This window comes from Clavibacter tessellarius (assembly GCF_001618005.1).
GTDB lineage: Bacteria > Actinomycetota > Actinomycetes > Actinomycetales > Microbacteriaceae > Clavibacter > Clavibacter tessellarius_A.
Map to the genome: position 1 here is coordinate 33,594 of NZ_LQXA01000023.1, position 21,401 is coordinate 54,994.

16 protein-coding genes and 4 tRNA genes are annotated in these 21,401 nt (G+C 71.9%); 7 read left to right on the forward strand and 13 right to left on the reverse strand.

Features of this window, described 5'->3' with window-relative positions; translation table 11 throughout:
• Positions 1-125: 125 nt before the first annotated feature.
• Complete coding sequence (locus AWH51_RS05785) at positions 126-1,886, reverse strand: glycerol-3-phosphate dehydrogenase/oxidase (RefSeq protein ID WP_063071155.1); 1,761 nt, start codon at positions 1,884-1,886, stop codon at positions 126-128.
• A gap of 110 nt (positions 1,887-1,996) precedes the next feature.
• On the opposite strand from AWH51_RS05785, the gene AWH51_RS05790 reads away from it, so the two are divergent.
• Complete coding sequence (locus AWH51_RS05790) at positions 1,997-2,956, forward strand: sugar-binding transcriptional regulator (RefSeq protein WP_063071156.1); 960 nt, start codon at positions 1,997-1,999, stop codon at positions 2,954-2,956.
• A 21-nt stretch (positions 2,957-2,977) separates the two neighbouring features.
• Here the strand turns inward: AWH51_RS05790 and AWH51_RS05795 are convergent.
• Positions 2,978-3,050, reverse strand: a tRNA-Val gene (locus tag AWH51_RS05795).
• A 281-nt stretch (positions 3,051-3,331) separates the two neighbouring features.
• Between AWH51_RS05795 and AWH51_RS05800 the strand changes: the two genes are divergently transcribed.
• The 6 genes from AWH51_RS05800 to pdxS all read left to right on the forward strand — a co-directional run bounded on the left by AWH51_RS05800 (position 3,332) and on the right by pdxS (position 7,322).
• Positions 3,332-3,403 (forward strand) — tRNA-Gly (locus AWH51_RS05800).
• Between the two features lie 50 nt (positions 3,404-3,453).
• Positions 3,454-3,524 (forward strand) — tRNA-Cys (locus AWH51_RS05805).
• 13 nt (positions 3,525-3,537) lie between these two features.
• Positions 3,538-3,612 (forward strand) — tRNA-Val (locus AWH51_RS05810).
• Between the two features lie 155 nt (positions 3,613-3,767).
• On the forward strand, positions 3,768-5,819 hold the full coding sequence (gene thrS, locus AWH51_RS05815) for a threonine--tRNA ligase (protein WP_063071157.1): 2,052 nt from the start codon (positions 3,768-3,770) through the stop codon (positions 5,817-5,819).
• A 44-nt stretch (positions 5,820-5,863) separates the two neighbouring features.
• Complete coding sequence (locus tag AWH51_RS05820) at positions 5,864-6,406, forward strand: HIT family protein (RefSeq protein WP_107490168.1); 543 nt, start codon at positions 5,864-5,866, stop codon at positions 6,404-6,406.
• 13 nt (positions 6,407-6,419) lie between these two features.
• Positions 6,420-7,322, forward strand: a complete 903-nt coding sequence (gene pdxS, locus AWH51_RS05825; RefSeq protein WP_063071158.1) for a pyridoxal 5'-phosphate synthase lyase subunit PdxS — start codon at positions 6,420-6,422, stop codon at positions 7,320-7,322.
• Here the strand turns inward: pdxS and AWH51_RS05830 are convergent.
• The 11 genes from AWH51_RS05830 to AWH51_RS05880 all read right to left on the reverse strand — a co-directional run bounded on the left by AWH51_RS05830 (position 7,270) and on the right by AWH51_RS05880 (position 20,950).
• Positions 7,270-10,287, reverse strand: a complete 3,018-nt coding sequence (locus AWH51_RS05830; RefSeq protein ID WP_081234905.1) for a glycoside hydrolase family 3 C-terminal domain-containing protein — start codon at positions 10,285-10,287, stop codon at positions 7,270-7,272. The two genes, pdxS and AWH51_RS05830, sit on opposite strands and share 53 nt — an antisense overlap.
• Before the next feature lie 216 nt (positions 10,288-10,503).
• Entirely contained in the window at positions 10,504-11,007 is a 504-nt protein-coding gene (locus AWH51_RS16445; RefSeq protein WP_063071160.1) for an NUDIX hydrolase, read from the reverse strand.
• Between the two features lie 174 nt (positions 11,008-11,181).
• A complete protein-coding gene (locus tag AWH51_RS05840; protein ID WP_063071161.1) occupies positions 11,182-12,423 on the reverse strand; it encodes a glycosyltransferase in 1,242 nt (413 codons plus the stop codon).
• Positions 12,420-13,694: an MFS transporter gene (locus tag AWH51_RS05845; RefSeq protein ID WP_081234909.1), complete on the reverse strand. Its 1,275-nt coding sequence runs from the start codon at positions 13,692-13,694 to the stop codon at positions 12,420-12,422. Before AWH51_RS05845 ends, AWH51_RS05840 begins: the two co-directional genes overlap by 4 nt.
• Positions 13,695-13,768: 74 nt before the next feature.
• A complete protein-coding gene (locus AWH51_RS05850) occupies positions 13,769-14,803 on the reverse strand; it encodes a diiron oxygenase (protein ID WP_063071163.1) in 1,035 nt (344 codons plus the stop codon).
• Positions 14,804-14,863: 60 nt separating this feature from the next.
• Positions 14,864-16,270 carry an aldehyde dehydrogenase family protein gene (locus AWH51_RS05855; RefSeq protein ID WP_063071164.1) on the reverse strand — a complete coding sequence of 469 codons (1,407 nt, stop codon included), beginning with the start codon at positions 16,268-16,270 and terminating at the stop codon, positions 14,864-14,866.
• A gap of 13 nt (positions 16,271-16,283) precedes the next feature.
• A complete protein-coding gene (locus AWH51_RS05860; RefSeq protein WP_063071165.1) occupies positions 16,284-17,201 on the reverse strand; it encodes an isocitrate lyase/phosphoenolpyruvate mutase family protein in 918 nt (305 codons plus the stop codon).
• Positions 17,198-17,773: a thiamine pyrophosphate-dependent enzyme gene (locus AWH51_RS05865; protein ID WP_063071166.1), complete on the reverse strand. Its 576-nt coding sequence runs from the start codon at positions 17,771-17,773 to the stop codon at positions 17,198-17,200. Before AWH51_RS05865 ends, AWH51_RS05860 begins: the two co-directional genes overlap by 4 nt.
• A 2-nt stretch (positions 17,774-17,775) precedes the next feature.
• The gene (locus tag AWH51_RS05870) at positions 17,776-18,288 is read right to left on the reverse strand and encodes a thiamine pyrophosphate-binding protein (RefSeq protein WP_063071167.1); all 513 of its coding nucleotides are present in this window, start codon (positions 18,286-18,288) and stop codon (positions 17,776-17,778) included.
• Positions 18,285-20,213 (reverse strand): asparagine synthase (glutamine-hydrolyzing), encoded by a 1,929-nt coding sequence (gene asnB / locus AWH51_RS05875; protein ID WP_217491909.1) that lies wholly within the window; start codon positions 20,211-20,213, stop codon positions 18,285-18,287. The genes AWH51_RS05870 and asnB overlap by 4 nt, the downstream gene beginning before the upstream one ends.
• Positions 20,210-20,950 (reverse strand): NTP transferase domain-containing protein, encoded by a 741-nt coding sequence (locus AWH51_RS05880; RefSeq protein WP_175345471.1) that lies wholly within the window; start codon positions 20,948-20,950, stop codon positions 20,210-20,212. Before AWH51_RS05880 ends, asnB begins: the two co-directional genes overlap by 4 nt.
• Positions 20,951-21,401: the final 451 nt, after the last annotated feature.

The window sequence follows — 21,401 nt, forward strand, 5'->3', positions numbered from 1 at the left end:
CCGAACCTAGACCCGTCGCCTGGCAGGGGCCGTGGCGCGATCGCGCGGCAGGACTCCACGACGAGGAGGCCGGCCACCTCTCGGCGACCGGCCTCCCGGGTGCGGGCGGGCCCGCGGCGGTCGTGCTAGTTCGCGAACTCGGTGACGGTCGCGTCCGCGGCCACCTTGGTCGCGCCCACGTCGACCCCGTGGTACGTGCTCAGCACGTCGACGGTGTCCTGGACCTCGGCGTCGCGCTCGTCGTCGCTCCAACCGAGCGCCTCCTGCAGCACGTCCGCGATCTCCGCGAGCATCTCGTGGGTGACGCCGCCGACGAAGGCGAGGTTCGTGCGGCGGAGGACGACGTCGGCGAGGTGCACCGCGTCCTCGTGCGTGGCGAAGTACGCGATCTCGGCGCGCGTGAGCTGCGGGTCGGTCGCGAGGGGCGTCGACGGTTGCCCGGACAGGACGTCGATGACGCTCGTGGCGCGCGTCCCGTAGCGGTTGAGCAGGCGGTCGACCTGCTCGGTGCCGATGCCCTCGGCACGGGCCGCCTGCGTGGCGATCCAGCGGGCGCGGGCGGTGCTGGAGGACGGGAAGTCCTTGCCGCCGCCGATGGGCATGCCCGTCGTGTCGACGGAGCGCTCGACGCCGAGGCGCGTCGTGGCCTCGGTCGACAGGTGCGCCGACAGGGCGCGGAACGTCGTCCACTTGCCGCCCACGAGGCTCAGCACCTTCGCGTCGGGGAGGCCGGCGATCTCGGTCTCGACGATGCGGTAGTCGCGCGACACGAAGCCGGGCGCGGTGTCCTCGTGGCGCGGCAGGGGGCGGATGCCCGAGTAGCGGTATACGATGTGCTCGCGGTTCAGCTCGATCTGCGGGAAGACGTGCTTGACGAGGTCGAAGAAGTAGTCGACCTCCTCCTCGGTGCACACGGCCGGCTCGCGCGGGTCGGCGTCGATGTCCGTGGTGCCGATGAGCACGCGGCCCTTGAGCGGGTAGATGAGCACGATGCGGCCGTCGTTGTTCTCGAAGAAGATCTCCCGGCCCTTGGTCGCCTCGAGCAGCTCGGCGTTGTCGACGACGATGTGCGAGCCCTTGGTCCCGCCCATGAACTCCGTGTCGCCGCCCATGGCGTCGTTCGTGAGGTCGGTCCAGGGGCCGGACGCGTTGACGACCACCGGCGCGGTGACGACGAACTCGGTGCCCGAGATCACGTCGCGCAGCTTCACGCCGCCGTCCTGGACGCCCACGGCCTCGAGGTAGTTGGCGCTGCGGGCGTGCTCGCCCGCGGCCAGGCCGTCCTTCAGCACGTCGAGCGCGAGGCGCTCGGGCTCGTGCACGGAGGCGTCGTAGTAGGTGCCCGTGAACTTCACGTCCTTGTTGAGGGCGGGCATGTCCTCGCGGGCGGCCTTGCCGACGCGGAAGCGGTGGCGCGGGACCGAGCCGCCGTCACGGGAGAAGGAGTCGTACAGCGTCATGCCGACGCTGATGAGGAGCGCGCCGCGCTCCTTGGTGCTGCGCTGCTTGTGCGTGAGCATGCGCAGCGGCGCGTTGAGGATGCCGGAGAACGTGGAGAAGATCGGCATCGTGGTCTGCAGCGGCTTCACGTAGTGGGGCGCGATGCGGATGAGGCCGTTGCGCTCCTCGACGGACTCGCGCACGAGGCGGAACTCGCCGTTCTCGAGGTAGCGGATGCCGCCGTGGATCATGTGCGAGCTGGCGGCCGAGGCGCCGGAGCCGTAGTCGGCGCGCTCGACGAGGACGACGTCAACGCCCTGCAGCGCCAGGTCGCGGAACGTCGCGATGCCGTTGATGCCGCCGCCGATGACGAGCACCTGCGCGCTCGGGCGGTCGTGGATGCGGGCGACGTTGTCCCGCAGGTCGGTCTTCTTCGACGTGGTCACGAGGAGGCTTCTCTCTGTTCGATGCGTGCGTGGTGCGCGTGCTGTCCGTCCATCATCCGCCCGCGAACGGATCCCGCGAAGCCCGTGCACGGATGTGCAAGCATCGTCGGATGGTCGACGGCATCGCGCACGAGCGCACCCAGGACGCCCTGCGCGCGGCGCACCTCTACTACATGCAGGACCTGACGATGGAGGCCATCGCCCGGGAGCTCGGCACCAGCCGCTCCTCGGTGTCGCGGCTGCTCTCGTACGCCCGGGAGTCGGGCCTCGTCGACATCCAGATCCGCTCGCCGCTCGACCTCGCGTCCGTGCTCGGGGAGCAGCTGCACGACCGGTACGGCGTGGTCGCGCACGTCGTCCCCGTGCCCGACCAGACGAGCGACGTCGACCGCGTCGACCGGGTGGCGCTCTCGGCTGCACGGATGCTCACCCAGTACGTCGACTCGAACATGGTCGTCGGCGTCGCGTGGGGCTCCACGGTGAGCGCCGTCAGCCGGTACCTCGTGCCGAAGCCCACCCACAACACGCTCGTCGTGCAGCTCAACGGGGCGGGCAACGTGCGCACCACCGGGATCATGTACGCCAGCGAGATCCTCCGGCGGTTCGGGCAGGCGTACGGCGCGACCGTGCAGCAGTTCCCGGTGCCGGCGTTCTTCGACGACCCCGCCACGAAGCTCGCCCTCTGGCGCGAGAGGAGCACGAAGCGCGTGCTCGAGCTGCAGGAGCGGATGGACATGGTCCTGTTCGGCGTCGGATCCCCGGTCGCCCTCGTGCCGAGCCACGTCTACTCGGGCGGGTACCTCGAGCGGTCCGACCAGCGCGCGCTCGATGCGGACGGCGTCGTGGGAGACGTCTCCACCGTCTTCTTCCGCGAAGACGGGTCGTCGGCCGACATCGCGATCAACGCGCGGGCGAGCGGGCCGGACCTGGCGACGATCCGCAAGGCGCCCCGACGCGTGTGCGTGGTGGCGGGGGCGTCCAAGGCGCGGAGCGTGCGCGGGGCCCTCGCCGCGGGGCTCGTGACCGACATCGTGCTCGACGAGGGGACGGCGCGGGCCCTGCTGCAGTAGCGGGGGAGAGGGAGATGACGGTGGGCGATACCGGACTCGAACCGATGACCTCTTCCGTGTGAAGGAAGCGCGCTACCAACTGCGCCAATCGCCCGTGCTCGCACCGCGGACGGTGCGGATCCATGATGCCATACCGCGGGCGCCGTCGCGGTCACGCCGGTCCCGGCGGGGCCGGCGACGACGGTCCGCTGCGCGACACGCCCGGGCTGGTCCCGAGCGCTCGCCCACCGGATCCGCGTGAACACGGGGCAGCGGGCGCGTGAACGGGGTGCCCGGAGTGGTCGGACGCGCGTCGTTTTGCACCCGCGCCAGGAGATCGGCTAGAGTCATCGAGCACGCAGGGACGCCGGGAAGCCGGCGGACATCGTGTGAAATGCGGATGTGGCGCAGTGGTAGCGCATCACCTTGCCAAGGTGAGGGTCGCGAGTTCGAATCTCGTCATCCGCTCGACAGGGGCCCCGAGAGGGGTCCCCTTTCACAAGGTGGGAACCACCGGTGGTGGGGTGGCCGAGAGGCGAGGCAGCGGCCTGCAAAGCCGTCCACGCGGGTTCAAATCCCGTCCCCACCTCGAGCAAGTGCATGAGCGATTGGCGCAGCGGTAGCGCGCTTCCCTGACACGGAAGAGGTCGCTGGTTCGATCCCAGTATCGCTCACCACCCAGAAGGCCCCGGGAGACCGGGGCCTTCTTTCTTTCCCCCCGGCGCCTCCTCCGGCCGGCCGGCGCGCGCACGCCCGCCGCTCCCGGCGAGGGGCGGCTCCCGCGCGCCGGTAGTCTGGATCGGTTCCCTCCCCGTCCCGCAAGGAGCCCGCAGTGGTAGACGCCGCCCAGCCCGAGAACCACGACGAGGCCGCGCCCGCGGAGACGACCGCGCCGGTCGAGGCGACGGAGGCGGGCACCGGGTTCACGCTCTTCGGCGACCGCGCGGTCGTCGCCATGCGCATCGGCGGGGAGCTGAAGGACCTCGCGGCAGAGGTCGCCCCCGGCGACGTCGTCGAGCCCGTGCGCATCGACTCGCCCGACGGCCTCGCGATCCTCCGTCACTCGGCCGCGCACGTCATGGCCCAGGCCGTGCAGCAGATCAACCCCGAGGCGAAGCTCGGCATCGGGCCGCCCGTCACGGACGGCTTCTACTTCGACTTCGACGTGGCCGAGCCCTTCACGCCCGAGGACCTGAAGGCGATCTCCAAGAACATGGAGCGCATCATCCGCCAGGGCCAGCGCTTCACGCGCCGCGTCGTCTCCGAGCAGGAGGCCCGCGAGCTCATGGCCGACGAGCCCTACAAGCTCGAGCTCATCGGCCTCAAGGGCGGATCCGGCGAGGAGCTCGGCGAGGACGGCGAGTCCGTCGAGGTCGGCGGCGCGGAGCTCACGGTCTACGAGAACGTCGACGGGAAGACCGGCGAGGTCTTCTGGCGCGACCTCTGCCGCGGCCCGCACCTGCCGAGCACGCGCATGGTCGGGAACGGCTGGGCGCTCTCGCGCGTCGCGGCCGCCTACTGGCGCGGATCCGAGAAGAACCCGCAGCTGCAGCGCATCTACGGCACGGCGTGGCCCACCAAGGACGAGCTGCGCGCGTACCAGGGCCGCATCGAGGAGGCCCTGAAGCGCGACCACCGCCGCCTCGGCGCCGAGCTCGACCTCTTCTCCTTCCCCGACGAGATCGGCTCCGGCCTCGCGGTCTTCCACCCCAAGGGCGGCATCATCCGCCGGGAGATGGAGGACTACTCGCGCCGCCGGCACGAGACGGCCGGCTACGAGTTCGTCTACTCGCCGCACATCACGAAGTCGAACCTGTTCGAGACGAGCGGGCACCTCGACTTCTACAAGGACGGCATGTTCCCCGCCATGCACCTCGACGAGGCGCGGAACGACGAGGGCGAGATCACGCGCCAGGGCGCTGACTACTACCTGAAGCCCATGAACTGCCCGATGCACGTGCTCATCTACCGGTCGCGTCAGCGCTCGTACCGCGAGCTGCCGCTGCGCCTGTTCGAGTTCGGCACGGTCTACCGCAACGAGAAGTCCGGCGTGATCCACGGCCTCACCCGCGTGCGCGGCATGACGCAGGACGACGCCCACATCTTCACGACGCGCGAGCGCATGGCCGACGAGCTGAAGGGCACGCTCGAGTTCGTCCTCTCGCTGCTGCGCGACTACGGCCTCGACGACTTCTACCTCGAGCTGTCCACGAAGGACCCGGAGAAGTTCGTCGGATCCGACGAGGTGTGGGAGGAGGCGACCGAGACGCTCCGGCAGGTCGCGGTCGACACGGGCCTCGAGCTCGTGCCGGATCCCGCGGGCGCCGCGTTCTACGGTCCGAAGATCTCCGTGCAGGCGCGCGACGCCATCGGGCGCACCTGGCAGATGTCCACCATCCAGCTCGACTTCAACCTGCCCGAGCGCTTCGGCCTCGAGTACACGGCGAACGACGGCACGCGCAAGCAGCCCGTCATGATCCACCGCGCGCTGTTCGGGTCCATCGAGCGCTTCTTCGGCGTGCTCACCGAGCACTATGCGGGCGCGTTCCCGGTGTGGCTGTCGCCCGTGCAGGTGGTCGGGATCCCCGTGGCCGAGGACTACGAGGAGTACCTCGGCGGCGTGCTCGACCGGCTCCGGGCGGCGGGCGTGCGCACGCAGCTCGACACCTCGGACGACCGGATGCCGAAGAAGATCCGCACCCACACCAAGCTCCGCGTCCCGTACCAGCTCATCGCCGGCGAGGACGACCGGGCGGCCGGATCCGTGAGCTTCCGCTTCCGCGATGGCACCCAGGTCAACGGCGTGCCGGTCGACGAGGCCGTCGAGCGGATCACGGGCGCCATCGCGCGCCGCGAGCAGGTGGTGACCGCGTGGCCCGTCTGACCCTGTCGGACCACGAGTCCGGGGGAGAGGACGAGCGCCCCGACGTGCGCGTCGACGACCCGGGCCACCTCGCGGGCGTGCCCGACGAGTTCCAGCGCCTGTGGACCCCGCACCGGATGGTCTACATCCAGAAGGGCCAGCAGCCGGACCGCGACGAGTGCCCGTTCTGCATCGCGCCGTCGATGTCCGACGAGGACGCGCTCATCGTGGCCCGCGGCGAGCACGCCTTCGTGCTGCTGAACCTGTTCCCGTACAACAGCGGGCACCTGCTCGTCTGCCCGTACCGGCACATCGCGACGTACGACCTCGCGGGCCCCGAGGAGGTGGCCGAGATCGGCGCGCTCACGCAGACCGCGATGCGCGTCGTGCGCGAGGTGTCGCGGAACGACGGCTACAACATCGGCATGAACCAGGGGCAGGTCGCGGGCGCCGGCATCGCCGAGCACCTGCACCAGCACATCGTGCCGCGATGGGGGCAGGACGCGAACTTCCTGCCGATCATCGCCAAGACCAAGGCGCTGCCGCAGCTGCTGGGCGACGTCCGGGCATCCATCGCAGCAGCCTGGCCCGCCCCGGCGGGCGAATAGGATAGGGATCACAATGACTGACACCAACACCCCCGGACAGGTCGGCTCGAGCCGCGTCAAGCGCGGACTCGCGGAGATGCTCAAGGGCGGCGTCATCATGGACGTCGTCAACGCCGAGCAGGCGCGCATCGCGGAGGACGCGGGCGCGGTCGCCGTCATGGCGCTCGAGCGCGTCCCGGCGGACATCCGCTCGCAGGGCGGCGTCGCCCGCATGAGCGACCCCGACCTCATCGACCAGATCAAGGCCGAGGTCTCCATCCCGGTCATGGCGAAGGCGCGCATCGGCCACTTCGTCGAGGCGCAGGTGCTGCAGTCCCTCGAGGTCGACTACATCGACGAGTCCGAGGTGCTGAGCCCGGCCGACTACGTGAACCACATCGACAAGTGGGGCTTCACCGTGCCCTTCGTGTGCGGCGCCACGACGCTCGGCGAGGCGCTCCGCCGCATCACCGAGGGCGCGGCCATGATCCGCTCCAAGGGCGAGGCGGGCACGGGCGACGTGTCCGAGGCCACCAAGCACATCCGCACCATCAAGTCGGAGATCCGCGCCCTGAGCGCCCTCACGCACGACGAGATCTACGTCGCCGCGAAGGAGCTGCAGGCGCCGTACGACCTCGTGCTCGAGGTCGCGCAGACCGGCCAGCTCCCCGTCGTGCTCTTCACCGCGGGCGGTGTGGCCACCCCGGCGGACGCCGCGATGATGATGCAGCTCGGCGCCGACGGCGTGTTCGTCGGATCCGGCATCTTCAAGTCCGGCAACCCGGTCGCCCGCGCGAAGGCCGTCGTCACCGCGACGGCGCTGTACCAGGACCCCGACGCCATCGCCCAGGCGTCGCGCGGGCTGGGCGAGGCGATGGTCGGCATCAACGTCGCCGATGTCCCCGCCCCGCACCGCCTCGCCGAGCGCGGCTGGTAGCAGGCGGACCGAGCGCCTCCGGTTCCGCGAGGGACGGGACCGCCGGGACGGCGACGGCCGGCGCGGTCGACGACGAGGGGACGAGCGCGGCTCGTCCCCCGGCGTCCGCCGCCGCGACGTCCGCCGCCGCGACGTCCACCGTCGAGGAGACGCGGATGTCGTCGGACGCCGCGCCGACGGACACCGTCCGGGGTCCCGTCCCCAGCACCCATCGCTGGGACGACTCGGACCAGGACGACAGCTCGCGCGCGGTGACGTGCATGCGAACCCGCTTCGACTGACCGGCGGCGAGGTCGACGCGGTCGAACTGGACGAGCTTCGTGGGCGCCTGCGCGATCCCGTCCGGCAGCTCCGAGGACGGACCGACGTAGACCTGCGGGATCTCCGAGCCCGCGACCCCTCCCGCGTCGGTGATCCGGAGGTCGACGTCGATGCCGCCGTCCCCGGTCGCCCGTGCCGAGTAGTCGTCGTAGACGTAGTGCGTGTACGACAGGCCGTGGCCGAAGGCGAACATCGGCGCGAAGCCCTGCGTGTTCTCCGCGGAGGCGTACCAGCGGTATCCCACGTCCAGCCCCTCGGTCCACTTGATCGTCCTCGTCGGCTCGCCCTGCGGCTGGGTGCCGCCCGCCCGCTCGGGATGACCGGCGAACAGGGTCTCCGAGCTGTTCCTCGGGAACGAGATCGTCAGCTTGCCGGACGGGTCGGAGACGCCGTAGAGGGTGTCCGCCGTCGCGGCGCCCCCCTCCTGGCCCGGGTACCACATCTCCAGCACGGCGTCGACGCCCTCCTCCCACGGCATCTGCACGGCGGCATCCGAGTTCACGACCACCACCACGCGGTGGCCCGCCCCGTGCGCGGCGGCGGTGACGCGCCGGATGAGCGCGTCCTGGTCGGCGCTGAGACGCGCGACGTCGCTGGTCGGGGAGACGCCGTCGCCGGTGACCTGGTTCGCGTCGTCGACGAAGACGGCGGAGACGTCGTGCGTGCGTGCTGCCGTCTCGGCCTGCCGCAGCGAGTCCTCGATCGGGGACCAGGCGAAGCGGAACGTCGGCGTCGTCGCGGCGATCGCGGACGGCGCGTACCCCAGCGTCACCCGATGCCGGCCCGCGGTGAGGTCGAGGACGGTCGCGGCGTTCTCGTAGCCCAGGTACTGGCCGTTGCCGGCGGTCGTCCTGATCCCCGCCTCGGTCGAGTACGTGGGGTACGCGTTGGGCAGCACCTTGGCGTCCGGGTCGGTCAGCGCGACGGATCTGCCGTCCACCGCGAGGGTGGCGGTGCTGTTGCTCGCCGGGCGGGTGTCCTGGTTGTACCTGCTGTCGTCGCCGCTGTCGGTGCCGTAGGGACGCTGGGTGAGCAGACGGTACTGGCCGTCCGCCGGCACGTCGAGGTAGCCGGTCCAGGAGTACGTGCTGCCCGGGCGGAGATCCGTCTGGTCGCCGTCGATGGCCGCGTCGGTCGACGTGGTCGAGACGGTTCCCGTCGTGGTCGTGCGGGTGAGGCCGCGCGTGGTGCCGCCCTCGTCGGCGCTGAGCGCGTCCGCCGGGACGGTGGTGCCGAGCAGGTCGATGCCGGGGGCGCTGGTGACGCGGTCGCCGGCGATGGAACGCATGGCCTTCAGCGGGGTGATGTTCGTCCGGTCCCCGAACCCGAGGGCGCGTTCTCCGCCCGGGCCGGCCGGGAGGAGGGTGGCGGACTGCCCCATCACCGCGACGGACCGCTGCGGGTCGAGCGGCAGGGCGCCCCCGTCGTCCTTCAGCAGGACGGCGGACTCCTCCGCGAGCTGGAGCGACTCCTCGATCCCCGCCTGCTCGTCGATCCGGATGGCGTGGTCCGTGTCGTCGACGTCGCCGTGCTGCGGCACCGGCGATCGCGCGGCCTCCGGGATGCGGCTGTCGTCGAGGAGCCCGAAGCGCTCGTACTGGTACAGGATCCGGCTCACCGACTCGCGCGCCGCGTGCGCGTACCGCTCGTCGTACGAGTCGGACTGCGGGTCGATGAGCGGCAGCAGCGCGTCCGACGAGAAGTTCGTGGTCGTGAACTCCTGGTCGGTCCCCGCGAGGAGGTCGGACGTGGCCGTGCCCCCGCCGTAGTCCGTCGTGATCCAACCGGGGAACCCCCACTCGTCCTTCACGATGCGCTGGAGCAGACCCGAGTTCGCGCAGGCGTAGCGGGGCTCGTCCTCCTCGCCGACGATCCGGGACGTCGCGTACGAGCACATCATCGAGCTCACCCCGGCGGACGCGGCAGCCTCGATCGGCGCGAGGTACAGCTCGTGCGCCGCCTGCCCCTCGACCAGCGAGGCGATGTTCTGGTCCTGCCCGTCGTAGGAGCTGACGTGCTTGACCTGCGCGAGCAGCCCGGTGCTCTGGATCCCCTGGATCTCGCGGGAGCCCAGCTCGGAGGCCACGTACGGGTCCTCGCTGAGCGCCGTCATGTCGCGCTTCCACGAGGGCATGCGCACGATGTCGACCTGGGGACCGTAGATGAGGTCCATGTCCATCTCAGCGCCGTCCTCGCCGACCCGCTGTCCGAACCGCGAGAACGCGTCCCGGTCGAACGACGACGCGAGGCCAAGCCGGTTCGGATACGACGTCGCGGCGGCGGACGCCTCGATGCCGAGCGCATCCGCGTGACGGGTCTCGGGGATGCCGAGCCGGGCCACGCCGCGCACGTAGCCGGCCTGGTCGTGGGTGTCCGGGTCGAGGGTGCCGTCGATGTTGGTCTTGTCCGCCCAGCTGCCCTCCATGAGGTCAAGCTCCTCCGTGGGCGTCATCCGGCTCACCAGCCAGTCGACCGTCCGCGTGTGCGGGGCGTTCGCCGCGATCGCCGGCGAGCGGAGCCCGGCGGGGTCGGAGCTCGCGGCGGTCCCGGCGGACGCCTGGGGAGCGAGGCCCAGGGTGGTGGCCGAGACGGCCGCCATCAGGCCGAGGCAGGCCGTCCGGCCGGGTGTCGTGCGTCGTCGCATCGAGGGCTCCTTCCTCCGGTGGTCCTGTGCCGTGCTGGTGGACCGTCGGTGGCGCCTGACGGACCGTGGGCAGGCGGTGCCTGCGTCGGCGACGGCCGCCGGATCGCCGACGATCCGGAGGATCCGGAGGATCCCCGGCAGGATGCCCGCGCCTCGTCATCGCCACGTACGTCTCCGGGCTGTCGGCCGGGCATGGTCGTCCGGTCCTCGCGGCGGCTACGCATCGGAGCCTCCGGGGCCGGGGCCGGGGCCGGCGTCCAGCGCATCCCCGTGCGCCAGGCACCAGGTGAGGGCGAGGCAGGTGAGGGCGTTGTGCACCCGGCCCTCCCCGAGGAGTGCGGCGACGTCGGCGAGTCGCACCCGGCGGACCCGCAGCATCTCCTCGTCGACCGTCATGGTCCAGCGGTCGTCGTCCTCCCGCGGTGCGACGCGGGCGAGGTGGAGGGACGTGATCTCCCCGGTGAAGCCGGGCGAGATCACGAAGTCGCAGAGATGCGCGATGTCGAGGGCCTCGAGGCCGGTCTCCTCCCGCAGCTCGCGGACGGCGGCGTCGCGCGGGCTCTCGCCGGGATCCACGAAGCCCGCGGGCAGCTCGAGGTCGGTCCTCCAGCCGTGCTTGACGAACAGCGCCGGCCGCACCTGCTCCACCAGGTGGACCGATGCGTCCTCGGGGCAGTACGGGATGACGGCGGCGAGGTCGGGAAGGTCGATGCAGTCCACCGACATCCTGCGCTCGGCCACCGGGGACGTAACGGTCAGGCTGTACCGCGTCGTCGGTCTCGATGACGGCTCGCGGGCCACGTCACCGATCCGCACCTCGTCGAGGTGGGGCCCGTCACCGTTCATCGGCGCCACCTCGGGTCCAGGCGGCACCGGGCCACGCCGATCACGTGGCTACTCCGACAGCACGGCACACAACCACTCCTCCACCTCGCCCAGGTCCATCTGCAGCTGCTCCGCAGGGCTGATCGGCCGCCCGCCGAGGACGACGCCCTGCTCTCCGGCGCGGAGCACCGCCGCGACGGCCTCCTGGGACGTCAGGTGCCTCCGGACCAGATCGGCCGCCTCCCGGTCGTGCGGCAGCCCGTACTTCTCCACCACGTGGACGAAGCCGCGCAGCTTCTGCCACCAGACGCTGGCGTTGCCGAGCGGGACCCAGGTCGTCTCCGTCTCCGAATCGAGCGAGACGATGGGCACGACGGCGAGCGGCGTCCCCTCGTGCTGCAGGTAGCCGAGCATGTCGTAGTCCACGCAGAAGTCGAAGACGTCGAGCTCCTCCAGCATCGCCGCGAGGCACGCGCGGTCGAACATCTTGAAGGGGCAGGTCACGTCGCGGAGGATCAGGTCGAAGGCGAGGAGTTGCCGCACCCGCTTCAGGACGTAGTTGGCCGTCGACTCGCTGTCCCGGGAGTCCTGCCAGTGCGAGACGCGCGTGGATCGGCGATCCCCGATGGCGGCTCGGACCCCGCCGGTGAGGAACGGCTCGAGCAGCAGCCCGATCTGACCCAGGTTGTTGCTGTTGTCGCAGTCCGTGAACATGACGTAGTCGTGGCCCCGCGCGGAGGCGCGTCGCAGCCCGAGCAGGAGGGCGCCGCCCTTCACCGAGAGGTCGGCCGCGGCCAGCTTCGACAGCGGCGGCTCCGCGGCGGGCAGCGCGTCGCGCAACCGGAGCAGCTCGACCGACTCGAGCCCGTCCTCCTCGACGATCGCGCGCGCGACCTCCAGGCTCCCCTCGGGGCACTCGTCGTCCACTATGTAGAGCCGCCAGCTGACGGGGGCGTCGCGGAACAGCCACTCCAGCTCGGCGACCTTCGCGCGCAGGGCGTCCTCGCCGGCGGGGTTCCGCTCGGTCCGGGGCTGGAGGCGTCGCGCCTCCTTCCACACGGCGAAGACGATCCCCACGCTCACCGGCTCGGCCAGGCTCCTCACCACGCGCCTCGACGCCGCCAGGTGCGTCACCAGCTCGGCGAGGATCCCGTCCCCGTGCGTCCACGCGAGGACGGTTCCCTCGTCGGTCACGTCCTCGTCGACGAGCCGGTCGGCGACCGCGAAGGCCTCCCTGCGGTACTCCCCGTCGCTCAGGAAGCGGACCAGGTACTCGTCGCTCGGCTCGAGCTTGCTCGTCGTGCTGCTCATCGGTGTTCCTTCCGGTCGTCGGTGCATGCGGTGGCGGGTGGTGTCGCGGGGCGAGGCCCCCGATCCGGCGCCCTGAGCGGGTCAGCTGCCCGGGAGCGTGTCCGGGCGCGGGCTCCGGCGACCACGATCACGAGCGCCCCGATGGCCATGAGCGCGGTGACCGCGGCCGAGGCGCCGTAGACCGCGCGGTAGGGGGCCGGGAAGCCGGCGAGGAGCGCGATGAGCGCCCCGGCGAGGATGGCGCCGACCCGTCGGGTGTTCGTGAAGAGGCCGGATGCGAGACCGGGGCTCGCGAAGGCGTCCTGGAACACGGTGAGCCCCACGCCCGCGACCACCGCGAAGAACCAGGCGTTCAGCGGCTGCAGGGCGAGGAGCTGCCAGGGGTGGGAGGCGAGCGCGGCGGTGCCGTAGTAGACGGCGCCGGAGGCGAAGCCGGTGAGGAGCAGCGACGCCGTGCTCGCGCGTCCGTGGAGCCGGCCGATGACGAGGAGCGCGGGGATCTCCAGGAGCGCGGCCGCGCCGAGGACGACGCCGGCCCAGACGAGCGGGCTGTCGAGGTCGCGCGTGATGAACAGGGACGCGATCGTGACCGTCGCGATGTTGGTGGCCTGCAGCAGGACGAACGCGGTCATCGTCGTCCAGCGCGACCAGCCGCGGAGCTGCGCGAGCAGCTTCGGGCGGGCGGCGCCGGCGCCCGCCGGGGCCGTGGATCCGCGCCGGCGCAGCAGGAGCAGGGCGGTGACGACGTTGACGACGCCGACCGCAGCGAGGAGCAGCAGCGCCGCCGGCGATCCCGCCACTCCCGTCCAGAGGGTGGCGAGCGGAGGACCGACGACCCAGGCGAACGAGACGATCGCCCGGGTGCGGATGACCTGGGCGGGCGCCGCCCCCTCGTGTCGGAGCTGCGCGAACAGCAGGGTCGACCCGACCCCGGGCGGCCCGCCCAGCACGACGAGCGCGGCCACGGCCCACGGCAGCGACGTCGTCACCGCCAGGACCACCACCAGCGCGACCCCGGCGACCGCGCACACGAGCAGCGGCCGGAGGTAGTCGCCCGTCCGGTCGGCGAGGACGGGGATCGCCAGCGACGCGATGAAGCCGCCCACGTTGTACGCGCCGAGCGCCCAGCCGACCTGCGAGGGCGTCGCGTCGTACAGCGTGACGAGCAGCACGGCCAGCAGGGGATTGAGGACCGCGAACTGCAGCGCCCAGAACAAGGCCGCGACCGGCCACACCAGCCGTCCGCGCTCCTGCGGGGGAGCCGCCGTCATGTCGGCCCCGCCTGACGGGTCCGACGGACGCCGGCGGTGGTCCGCTCGCTGCGCTCCATGTCCACGATCATCTCCTAGTCCACGAGCCCGAGCGATGCCGCCTGCTCGTGCGCCGCCGAGCTGGAGAAGACGTCCAGCGCCCCGAGGTACGCGAGCAGCTTGGCCGCCGTGGCCCGGTTGTAGGCGTGACGGATGTCGTCCGAGAACACGTCCGCCAGCACCTGCTCGATCTGGTCCGAGGGCAGCCCGTACGCGGCGAGCTCGGCGGCGACGGAGGGCCGGTCGGGGTCCAGGAAGACGTCGATGAGCCGGGGGAACAGCTGCGCGACGAACTCGCGCTGCCCGGGATCGAGGCTCCCCCAGAGGTGCTCGAGGTACGCGGCGAAGTACGCGTGGTGGCGGCCCTCGTCCAGCGCGTGGTCGTGGACCGCGTCCGTGACGGCGGGATCGACGCGCACGCCGCGTGCCACGTCCGTGAGCGTGGAGGAGATCAGCGTCTCGGAGACGATCGTGAAGGCCAGCTCGATGAGGCCAGCCAGCCGGGGCTCGTGAAGAGCCTGCAGGCCGCGCAGCCGCACGAGGAAGAAGGGCTCCTCGTCCGCCTTCGGCGGGGCGATGCCCGTCAGCTGCTCGGCCTGGCGGATGAGGTCCACCGAGAAGTAGGCGTGGTACGCCTCGTCGCAGTAGATCTTGAGCGCGTCGAACCGCATCTGCTCGGGGATGGGGACGCGGACGTCCCCGTTGGCGATGCCGAGCGCCACGTGGTTGACCACCAGGTGCTCGAGCTTCGCGGTGAAGTGCAGGTAGCGGTAGAGCTGGCGCGTCTGCATCCCCACGAGCACCTCTGGGCCGAGGGCGCGGACGAGGGGATGCGCGGCGACCGGCACCAGCTCCTCCGGGAACAGGGCGAGGCCCGCGTCCGGCCGCAGCACGCGCCGGGGCGCCGATCGGACGCTCGCGCGCGCGTCCCAGCTGCTGAAGGCGGAGCGGTAGTCCGGCGGAGGCGCGTCCGGCGGGACGCCGGCCGCGTCCGTCGTGCCCTGCGTCCGGGCGACGGGGCAGAAGGCCGCGGCCGCGCAGCCGACGAACAGGCCTACGGTGCCGCACATGACGCACTCCTCTCCGCGGACACGAGGGGTCGGTCGCGAGCCGATGCGACGGCGGGGGTGTCACGACACATCGATGGTCACCGTCCTCGTCTCGAGGAAGAAGCCGAGGCCCTCCTCGGAGCACTCCGCGGGACCGAACTGCGAGGACTTCGCCCCCGTGTGCGCCATGTGCGGGAACGCTCCCGTACCCGCCCGGTTGACATGCAGCATGCCGGCCTCCGTCTCGGCGACGAAGCGCCCGACGCTCCGGATGTCGGAGGTGAAGATGGCCGCGGACATCCCGTACTCCACGGAATTGCCGATGGCGATCGCCTCCTCCAGCGACGATGCCGCGAGGACGACGAGGACGGGCCCGAACACCTCCGTCCGGGCGAGCGGCGCCGTGGGATCCAGCCCGACGATGACGGTGGGCAGCACGAAGTTCCCCACGGTCCCCATGCGCTCGCCGCCGCACAGCACGGTGCCGCCATCCAGGCGGCTCGCCTGCACGGCGTCGAGGCACCGCCGCATGGCGTCCTCGCTGATCAGCGGGCCGAGGTCCGAGCTCGGGTCGTCCGGGGGACCGGGCCGGAGCCGCATGGCGTGCTCGACGATCCTCGCGACCAGCGCGTCGTGCACCGGCGCGTGCGCGATGACGCGGCTCGTCGCGGAGCAGCGCTGGCCGGACTGGCCGAACGCGCCGCGCACGACGGCCGTCGCGGCGCGATCGAGGTCGGCGTCCTCCATGACGATGACGGCGTTCTTGCCGCCCATCTCGAGCTGGGTCCTGGCCATCGTCCGCGAGGCGGCCCGGTGGATCGAGCGCCCGACGTCGACGCTCCCCGTGAAGCTGACGGCGCGCATCTCTGCGCGGGAGACCAGCAGGTCCCCGGTGACGCCGTCGCCCTGGACCACCGAGACGACGCCGTCGGGGACCCCGGCGAGCGCGGCGAGGTCGACGAGGAGCTCGGCCGTCCGCGGGGCGAGCGGGGACGGCTTCAGCACGACCGTGCACCCGGCCACGAGCGCCGGGGCGAGCTTCCAGGCCGGGATCGCCAGGGGGAAGTTCCACGGCGTGATGAGGGCGACCGGCCCGACCGGCCGTCGATGCGTCGAGCTCGCCGTGAGCGGGGTGTCGGAGGGGAGCGTCTCACCGCCGGTGCGCCTGCCGAAGCCGGCGGCGAAGCGCACGAGGGCCACCGTGCGCTCGACCTCGCCCACGGCGTCCCGGACCGGTTTGCCGGTCTCCGCCCGGATGCTGGCGGCGAGCTCGTCGCGGTGCGCCTCGATCAGCTCGGCGAGCCGGTGCACGACGTCGCCTCTCCGAACCGCTCCCGCGTCCGCCCAGCCGCGGGAGGCCGACGCCGCGCGCTCCGCCGCCACGCGCACCTGCTCCGCCCGACCCGCCGGGAAGGTGCCGAGCACCCTCCCGGTCGATGGATCCGTCTTGACGAGCGCCGGGCCCGCCGTCGCCGTCGCGGCGTCCATGACCGACACCGGCTCAGCCCACCCGCGGGGCGGGCGACTCGGCGGCCATGGCGACGTCGCGGCCGATGGCCTCGTAGCGGGCCTCCCGGCTCACGTGATCGGCCATGTCCTGGAGGTCGAACACCTCCTGCAGGGGCGCGATCGAGTCGTCCACCGCGGCGGCTGAGCCGCACTCGAGGATCGTGCGGAGCGTCGTCCGCGTGGAGGAGATCGCGCTGCGCAGGCCCTGGTTCGCGTAGATGGCCAGCGACGCCCCCATGCGCTGCAGGTCCGTGAGGGTGGTCTCCTTGTAGGTCGTGGGGACGACGACCACGGGCAGCTCGCCGTCGTAGGCCGCGAGGAACCCCTCGATCTCGGTCGCGTCGGCGCGCTTCGAGTGGATCAGCAGCGCGTCCGCGCCGGCGGCCTCGTACGCACGGGCCCGGACCAGCGCCTCGTGCAGGCCGAATCCCGCGATGAAGGCCTCGATGCGCGCGATCACGACGAACGCGTCCGAGGACCGGTTCTCCCGGGCGGCGGCGAGCTTCCCGCAGAAGTCCTCGATCGGCACCAGCGACTGGTTCCCCGCCACGAAGCTGTTCAGCTTCGGGAAGGTCTTGTCCTCGACGCACACGCCCTGGATGCCCGCGGCCTCGTAGGCCCGCACCATGGCGGCGACGTTGGCGGTGCCGCCGAATCCCGAGTCGCAGTCCGCGAGGACCGGGATCCGGACCTTCGCGGCCATCGACGCCGCCACCGCCAGCACGTCGCTCATCGTCAGGATGTTCGCGTCGGGCACGGCCATCGACGCGGAGATCTCGAGCCCGCTGGCCCAGACCACGTCGTATCCCGCCTGTTCGACCAGCCGCGCCGTCAGCGCGTTGTGCGCGCCGGCCGCGCTCCCGATGCGCGCTGAGGCCAGCACGTCCCGGAGCGTCCGTTGCATCGTCATCGTCCCTCTCCTCTCATCTCGTGTCCGTCCGACCGCAGATGCGCGGCGAACCTGTCGCGGAGCTCCCGCGGTGCGAGCGACACGCGGGGTCCGATCGGCCCGGACCTCGGGGCGACCCGGATCCGTGCGAAGGCGGGGAAGCGCGCGATCCCCGCGATCCCCGCGAGCCCGTCCTCGGTCGTGATGTCCAGCACGGTGCGGTACCCGAGCCCGCGGGCGACGGCGGCCAGGTCCCCGGAGGGGGACACGCGCTGACCGCCCGTGCTGCCGTGCTGGCCGTTGTCGAGCACGACGTGCAGGATCCGGTTGCCGCTCCCCGCGACGCTGGCCGCTCCGCTGAGGTTCATGGCCGCGGAGCCGTCGCCGTCGATCGCGATCACCGTCGTCGACGGGAGCTGGATCGAGACGCCGAGCGCCACCGGTCCCGCCATCCCCATCGACCCGACGAGGTAGAGGTTGCCGCCCCTGTCGTCGAAGCCGAACAGGTCCCGCGAGATGTGGCCGCACGTGGCGACCACGGCGGCGTCCGCGTGCGCGTCGAGCAGGGCTCGGAACGCGTCCTCGTACCGCACGGCTAGATCCCCTCCACGACGAGCACGACGAACGGCTGAGCGTCCCGCACCGCGTCCATGCCCGACGCCACGGCCCGCTCCGGCCGCTCGGGGTCCAGGACCGCGTGCGCGATCCCGACGACGTCGAGGAGGCGGACGACCTCGCGGCCGATGACGTCGTGCTCGACGGCGTCCGTCCCGTCGTGCCCGCGCCAGCTCATGATGATGAGCGGATGGACGTCGTAGATGAGGGTGAGGCTCGTGAGCACGTTCAGGCAGTAGCCCAGTCCGGAGTTCTGCATCAGGACGACGGGCATCGCACCCGCCAGCCGTGCCCCGACCGCCATCCCCATCGCGGTGTCCTCGCGCGGCGCCGGGACGTACCGGATGCGCTCGCCCGGCCCTCCGCGCTCCAGGGCGGAGAACAGCCCCGCGAGCAGGGAGCACGGGACGCCGGTCGCGAAGTCGACCCCCTCCCGCCGCAGGGCGGCGAGCACCCGGTCGGCGGCCGTCGCCGTCGCGGTCCCGGCGGTCACGAGTGCACCACCTCCTGCATCCAGATCGCCACGTTCATGTACATCCAGACCTTCTTCCCGTAGAAGTCGTGGTCGAGGTCCTGCGGGCGGCGGAGGAACTCCTCCATCGCCCGCCGATCGAAGAGGCCGTCGCGCTGGGTGGCCCCGTCCAGGAGCACCTCGCGGGCGCGGACCAGCATGCCGTCGCGCATCCAGTCGTCCAGCGGCGTGGGGAAGCCCATCTTCTTGCGCGACGTCAGCGTCCCCGGGAGGTACCTGTCGGCGACCCTCCGCAGCACGGTCTTCGTCGTGTCCAGGGTCTCGGAGGCGCGGAAGGCGGGCGTGAACCACGAGCGGAGCTGCGCGGAGCGGCTGTTCCACGCCATCTTGTGGCGGACGGGCATGTGCACGAACGCCTCGACCAGCTCGTGGTCGACGAACGGCACGCGTCCCTCCAGGCTCGCGGACATGCCGATCGCGTCGACCTTGTCGAGGATCGCGCCGATGTGGAGGTGCTGGAACGCGTGCAGGACCCGGTCGTAGGGGTCGGCATCCGCGGTCCGGGCGAACGACCGCTCGAACGGGGCCCTGACCGCGCGATCACCCTGCAGGGCCTCGCGCGCCTCGGGGGAGAAGAGGCCCCACTTCTCCTCGAACGGCACCCAGTGGTACATGCGGTAGAAGTGCTCGAGGTGGTCGCGCACGTCCAGGTTCGCGGCCAGCGAGGTCTGGCTCGGGCCGTGCGCGGCCGCGATCCTCCTCGCCAGGGCCGGCGGGACCACCTTCTGCAGCGCCGCCGTCTTCTTCCAGTCGAGCGGCGAGCGCATCACCCGCCCGTATCCGCCGAACAGCTCGTCCGCCCCGTCCCCCGAGAGCGCGACCGTCACGTGGCGCCTCATCTCGGTGGAGAGAGCGTGGACGGCGATCTCCTGCGGGATGGACAGGGGCGCGTCGCGGTGCCGGATCAGCGGCACGAGCCCCTCCTCGTACGTCTCCCTGCCGACGACGAGATGGGTGTGCTCGGCGCCGACGTGGTCGGCGACCTGCTGCGCGAACGCCCCCTCGTCGTACGCGCCCGTCCCGTAGCCGACCGAGAACGTCCGCACCGGGCGATCGAGGCGCCGCGCCATCATCGCGACCACGAGGCTCGAGTCGAGGCCCCCGCTCAGGTACGCCCCGAGCGGCACCTCCGAGACGAGGCAGCGGTCGACGGCCCTCCCGAGCATCTCGTCGGCGAGGTCGATCCACTCCGGTCCGCTCCGGGACCCGTCCGGCCGGGGCACGGGGAGCTGCCAGTACTCGCGGTCGACGACCCGCCCTCCGGACACCTCGACCAGATGGCCGGGCAGCACCTTCTCGATCCCCTCGAAGTAGCTGTTCCCCCACACGGCCTGACGGAAGGTGAGGTAGCTCGAGATGCCGGCGAGGCTCGCCTGCCTGCGGAAGCCCGGCACCGCGAGGATCGCCTTCATCTCGGACGCGAAGACGAACCTCCCGTCGACCACCGCCCAGTGCAGGGGCTTGATCCCGAGCCGGTCCCGAGCCAGGAGGAGCGTGCCCGTGCGACCGTCGTGGATGCCGAACGCGAACATGCCGTTCAGCCGGTGCACCACGTCCGAGCCCCACTCGAGGTACCCGCGGAGGAGCGACTCCGTGTCGCTCGACGTCCGGAACACGTGGCCGCGCGCCCGCAGCTGGCTCCGGAGCTCCCGGAAGTTGTAGATCTCCCCGTTGAAGACGAGCGACACGCGCGTGTCCGCGTCGACCATCGGCTGCTGCCCGTGCGGCACGTCGATGACGCTGAGCCGCGTGAATCCCAGACCGACGGGACCGTCGACGTGGTAGCCGGACTCGTCGGGTCCGCGATGAGCCTGGCACGCGTTGACGGCGGCGAGCATCTCCAGGTCGGCGAACGGCCGACCGTCGAGCTCCAGGATCCCCGTCACCCCGCACATGGGCCGGCACCTCCACGCCCCGTCTCGAAGATGCTGCGCGCGCGGGCGTAGTCCGCGGGCGTGTCCACCTCCGCCCATCGGTTCCCCCCGACGCTGACGCACTCGATGGACAGCGTGTGCGCGAGGTCCGGGAGGACCGCCGTGTAGTAGTCGTCGCGATCGCGGCCCTCGGCGAACCGACGCGCGAGCTCGGCCGCGACGGGCGCGCAGGCGCGCTCGCTCAGCTTGAGGATCCCCACGAAGTTGCCGTCCGCCTCGGCCGGCGCGAGGCGGTTGCCGATCTCGAGCGCACCGTCCCGGAGGCGGACCCGCATGGTGCCCTCGAGGCGGGAGGAGCCGTCGACGGCGAGCGCGACGTCCGCGGGCGAGTCGAGCAGCGCGTCGAGGATGCCCGGATCGAAGACCACGTCGCCGAAGAGGATCACCCGGTCGCCTCCCCCCTCGAGGAGGTCGACGTTCGCGCCGAGCGTCCAGAGGTTGTTGGCGGTCTCCCAGCCGTCCCAGACGCGCACCGTCCCGGTCGGTCCCACGGCGCTCGCCAGCTGGCGCCACTCGAACCCGGCGACCACCACGGAGTCGCGCACCCCGGCGCGTGCGAGCTGGGCGCGGGCGCGGGCGAGCAGCGACACGGCGTCGATCTCGAGCAGGCACTTCGGGACGTCGCCCGTGACGTCGCGCGCGCGGGTGCCGGATCCGGCGCAGAGGAGCACCGCCCTCGTCTCAGCCACGGTCGGCTCCCCGACCGGCGGACGCCCCGACGACCTCGCGCGACCGGACCCGGTCCCGTCCCTGCACCCCTTCGCGGACGGCAGCCGGCGCGTCGGCCAGCAGCCTCCGCCTGCACCCCTCGGGTACGCCCTGATGCGACATCGATCCCTCCCCGTCTCGTCCTGCACGCGTACGACCTGTGCGCCTCCGACGAGAAGGGAGCTCGTGAACGCCTGCCCGTCCGTGGACGGAGCCTCGCGTTCGATACGACATCGTCAGCTTCGTGCGAGGACGGTATCGACGTCCATCCCCCGTTCGCCATCTGTTGACGAAGCGGTCATCCCGTCGCATAATCGCGCCCGCGGGCCGGGCACCCGTCGCGCGCGGGATATCCTGTCCTCCATGCCCTCGTCCTCCGCATCCCGCTCCGCACGGGGTGGTGGCACGTCGATCCCGGCTGACGGCGACGAG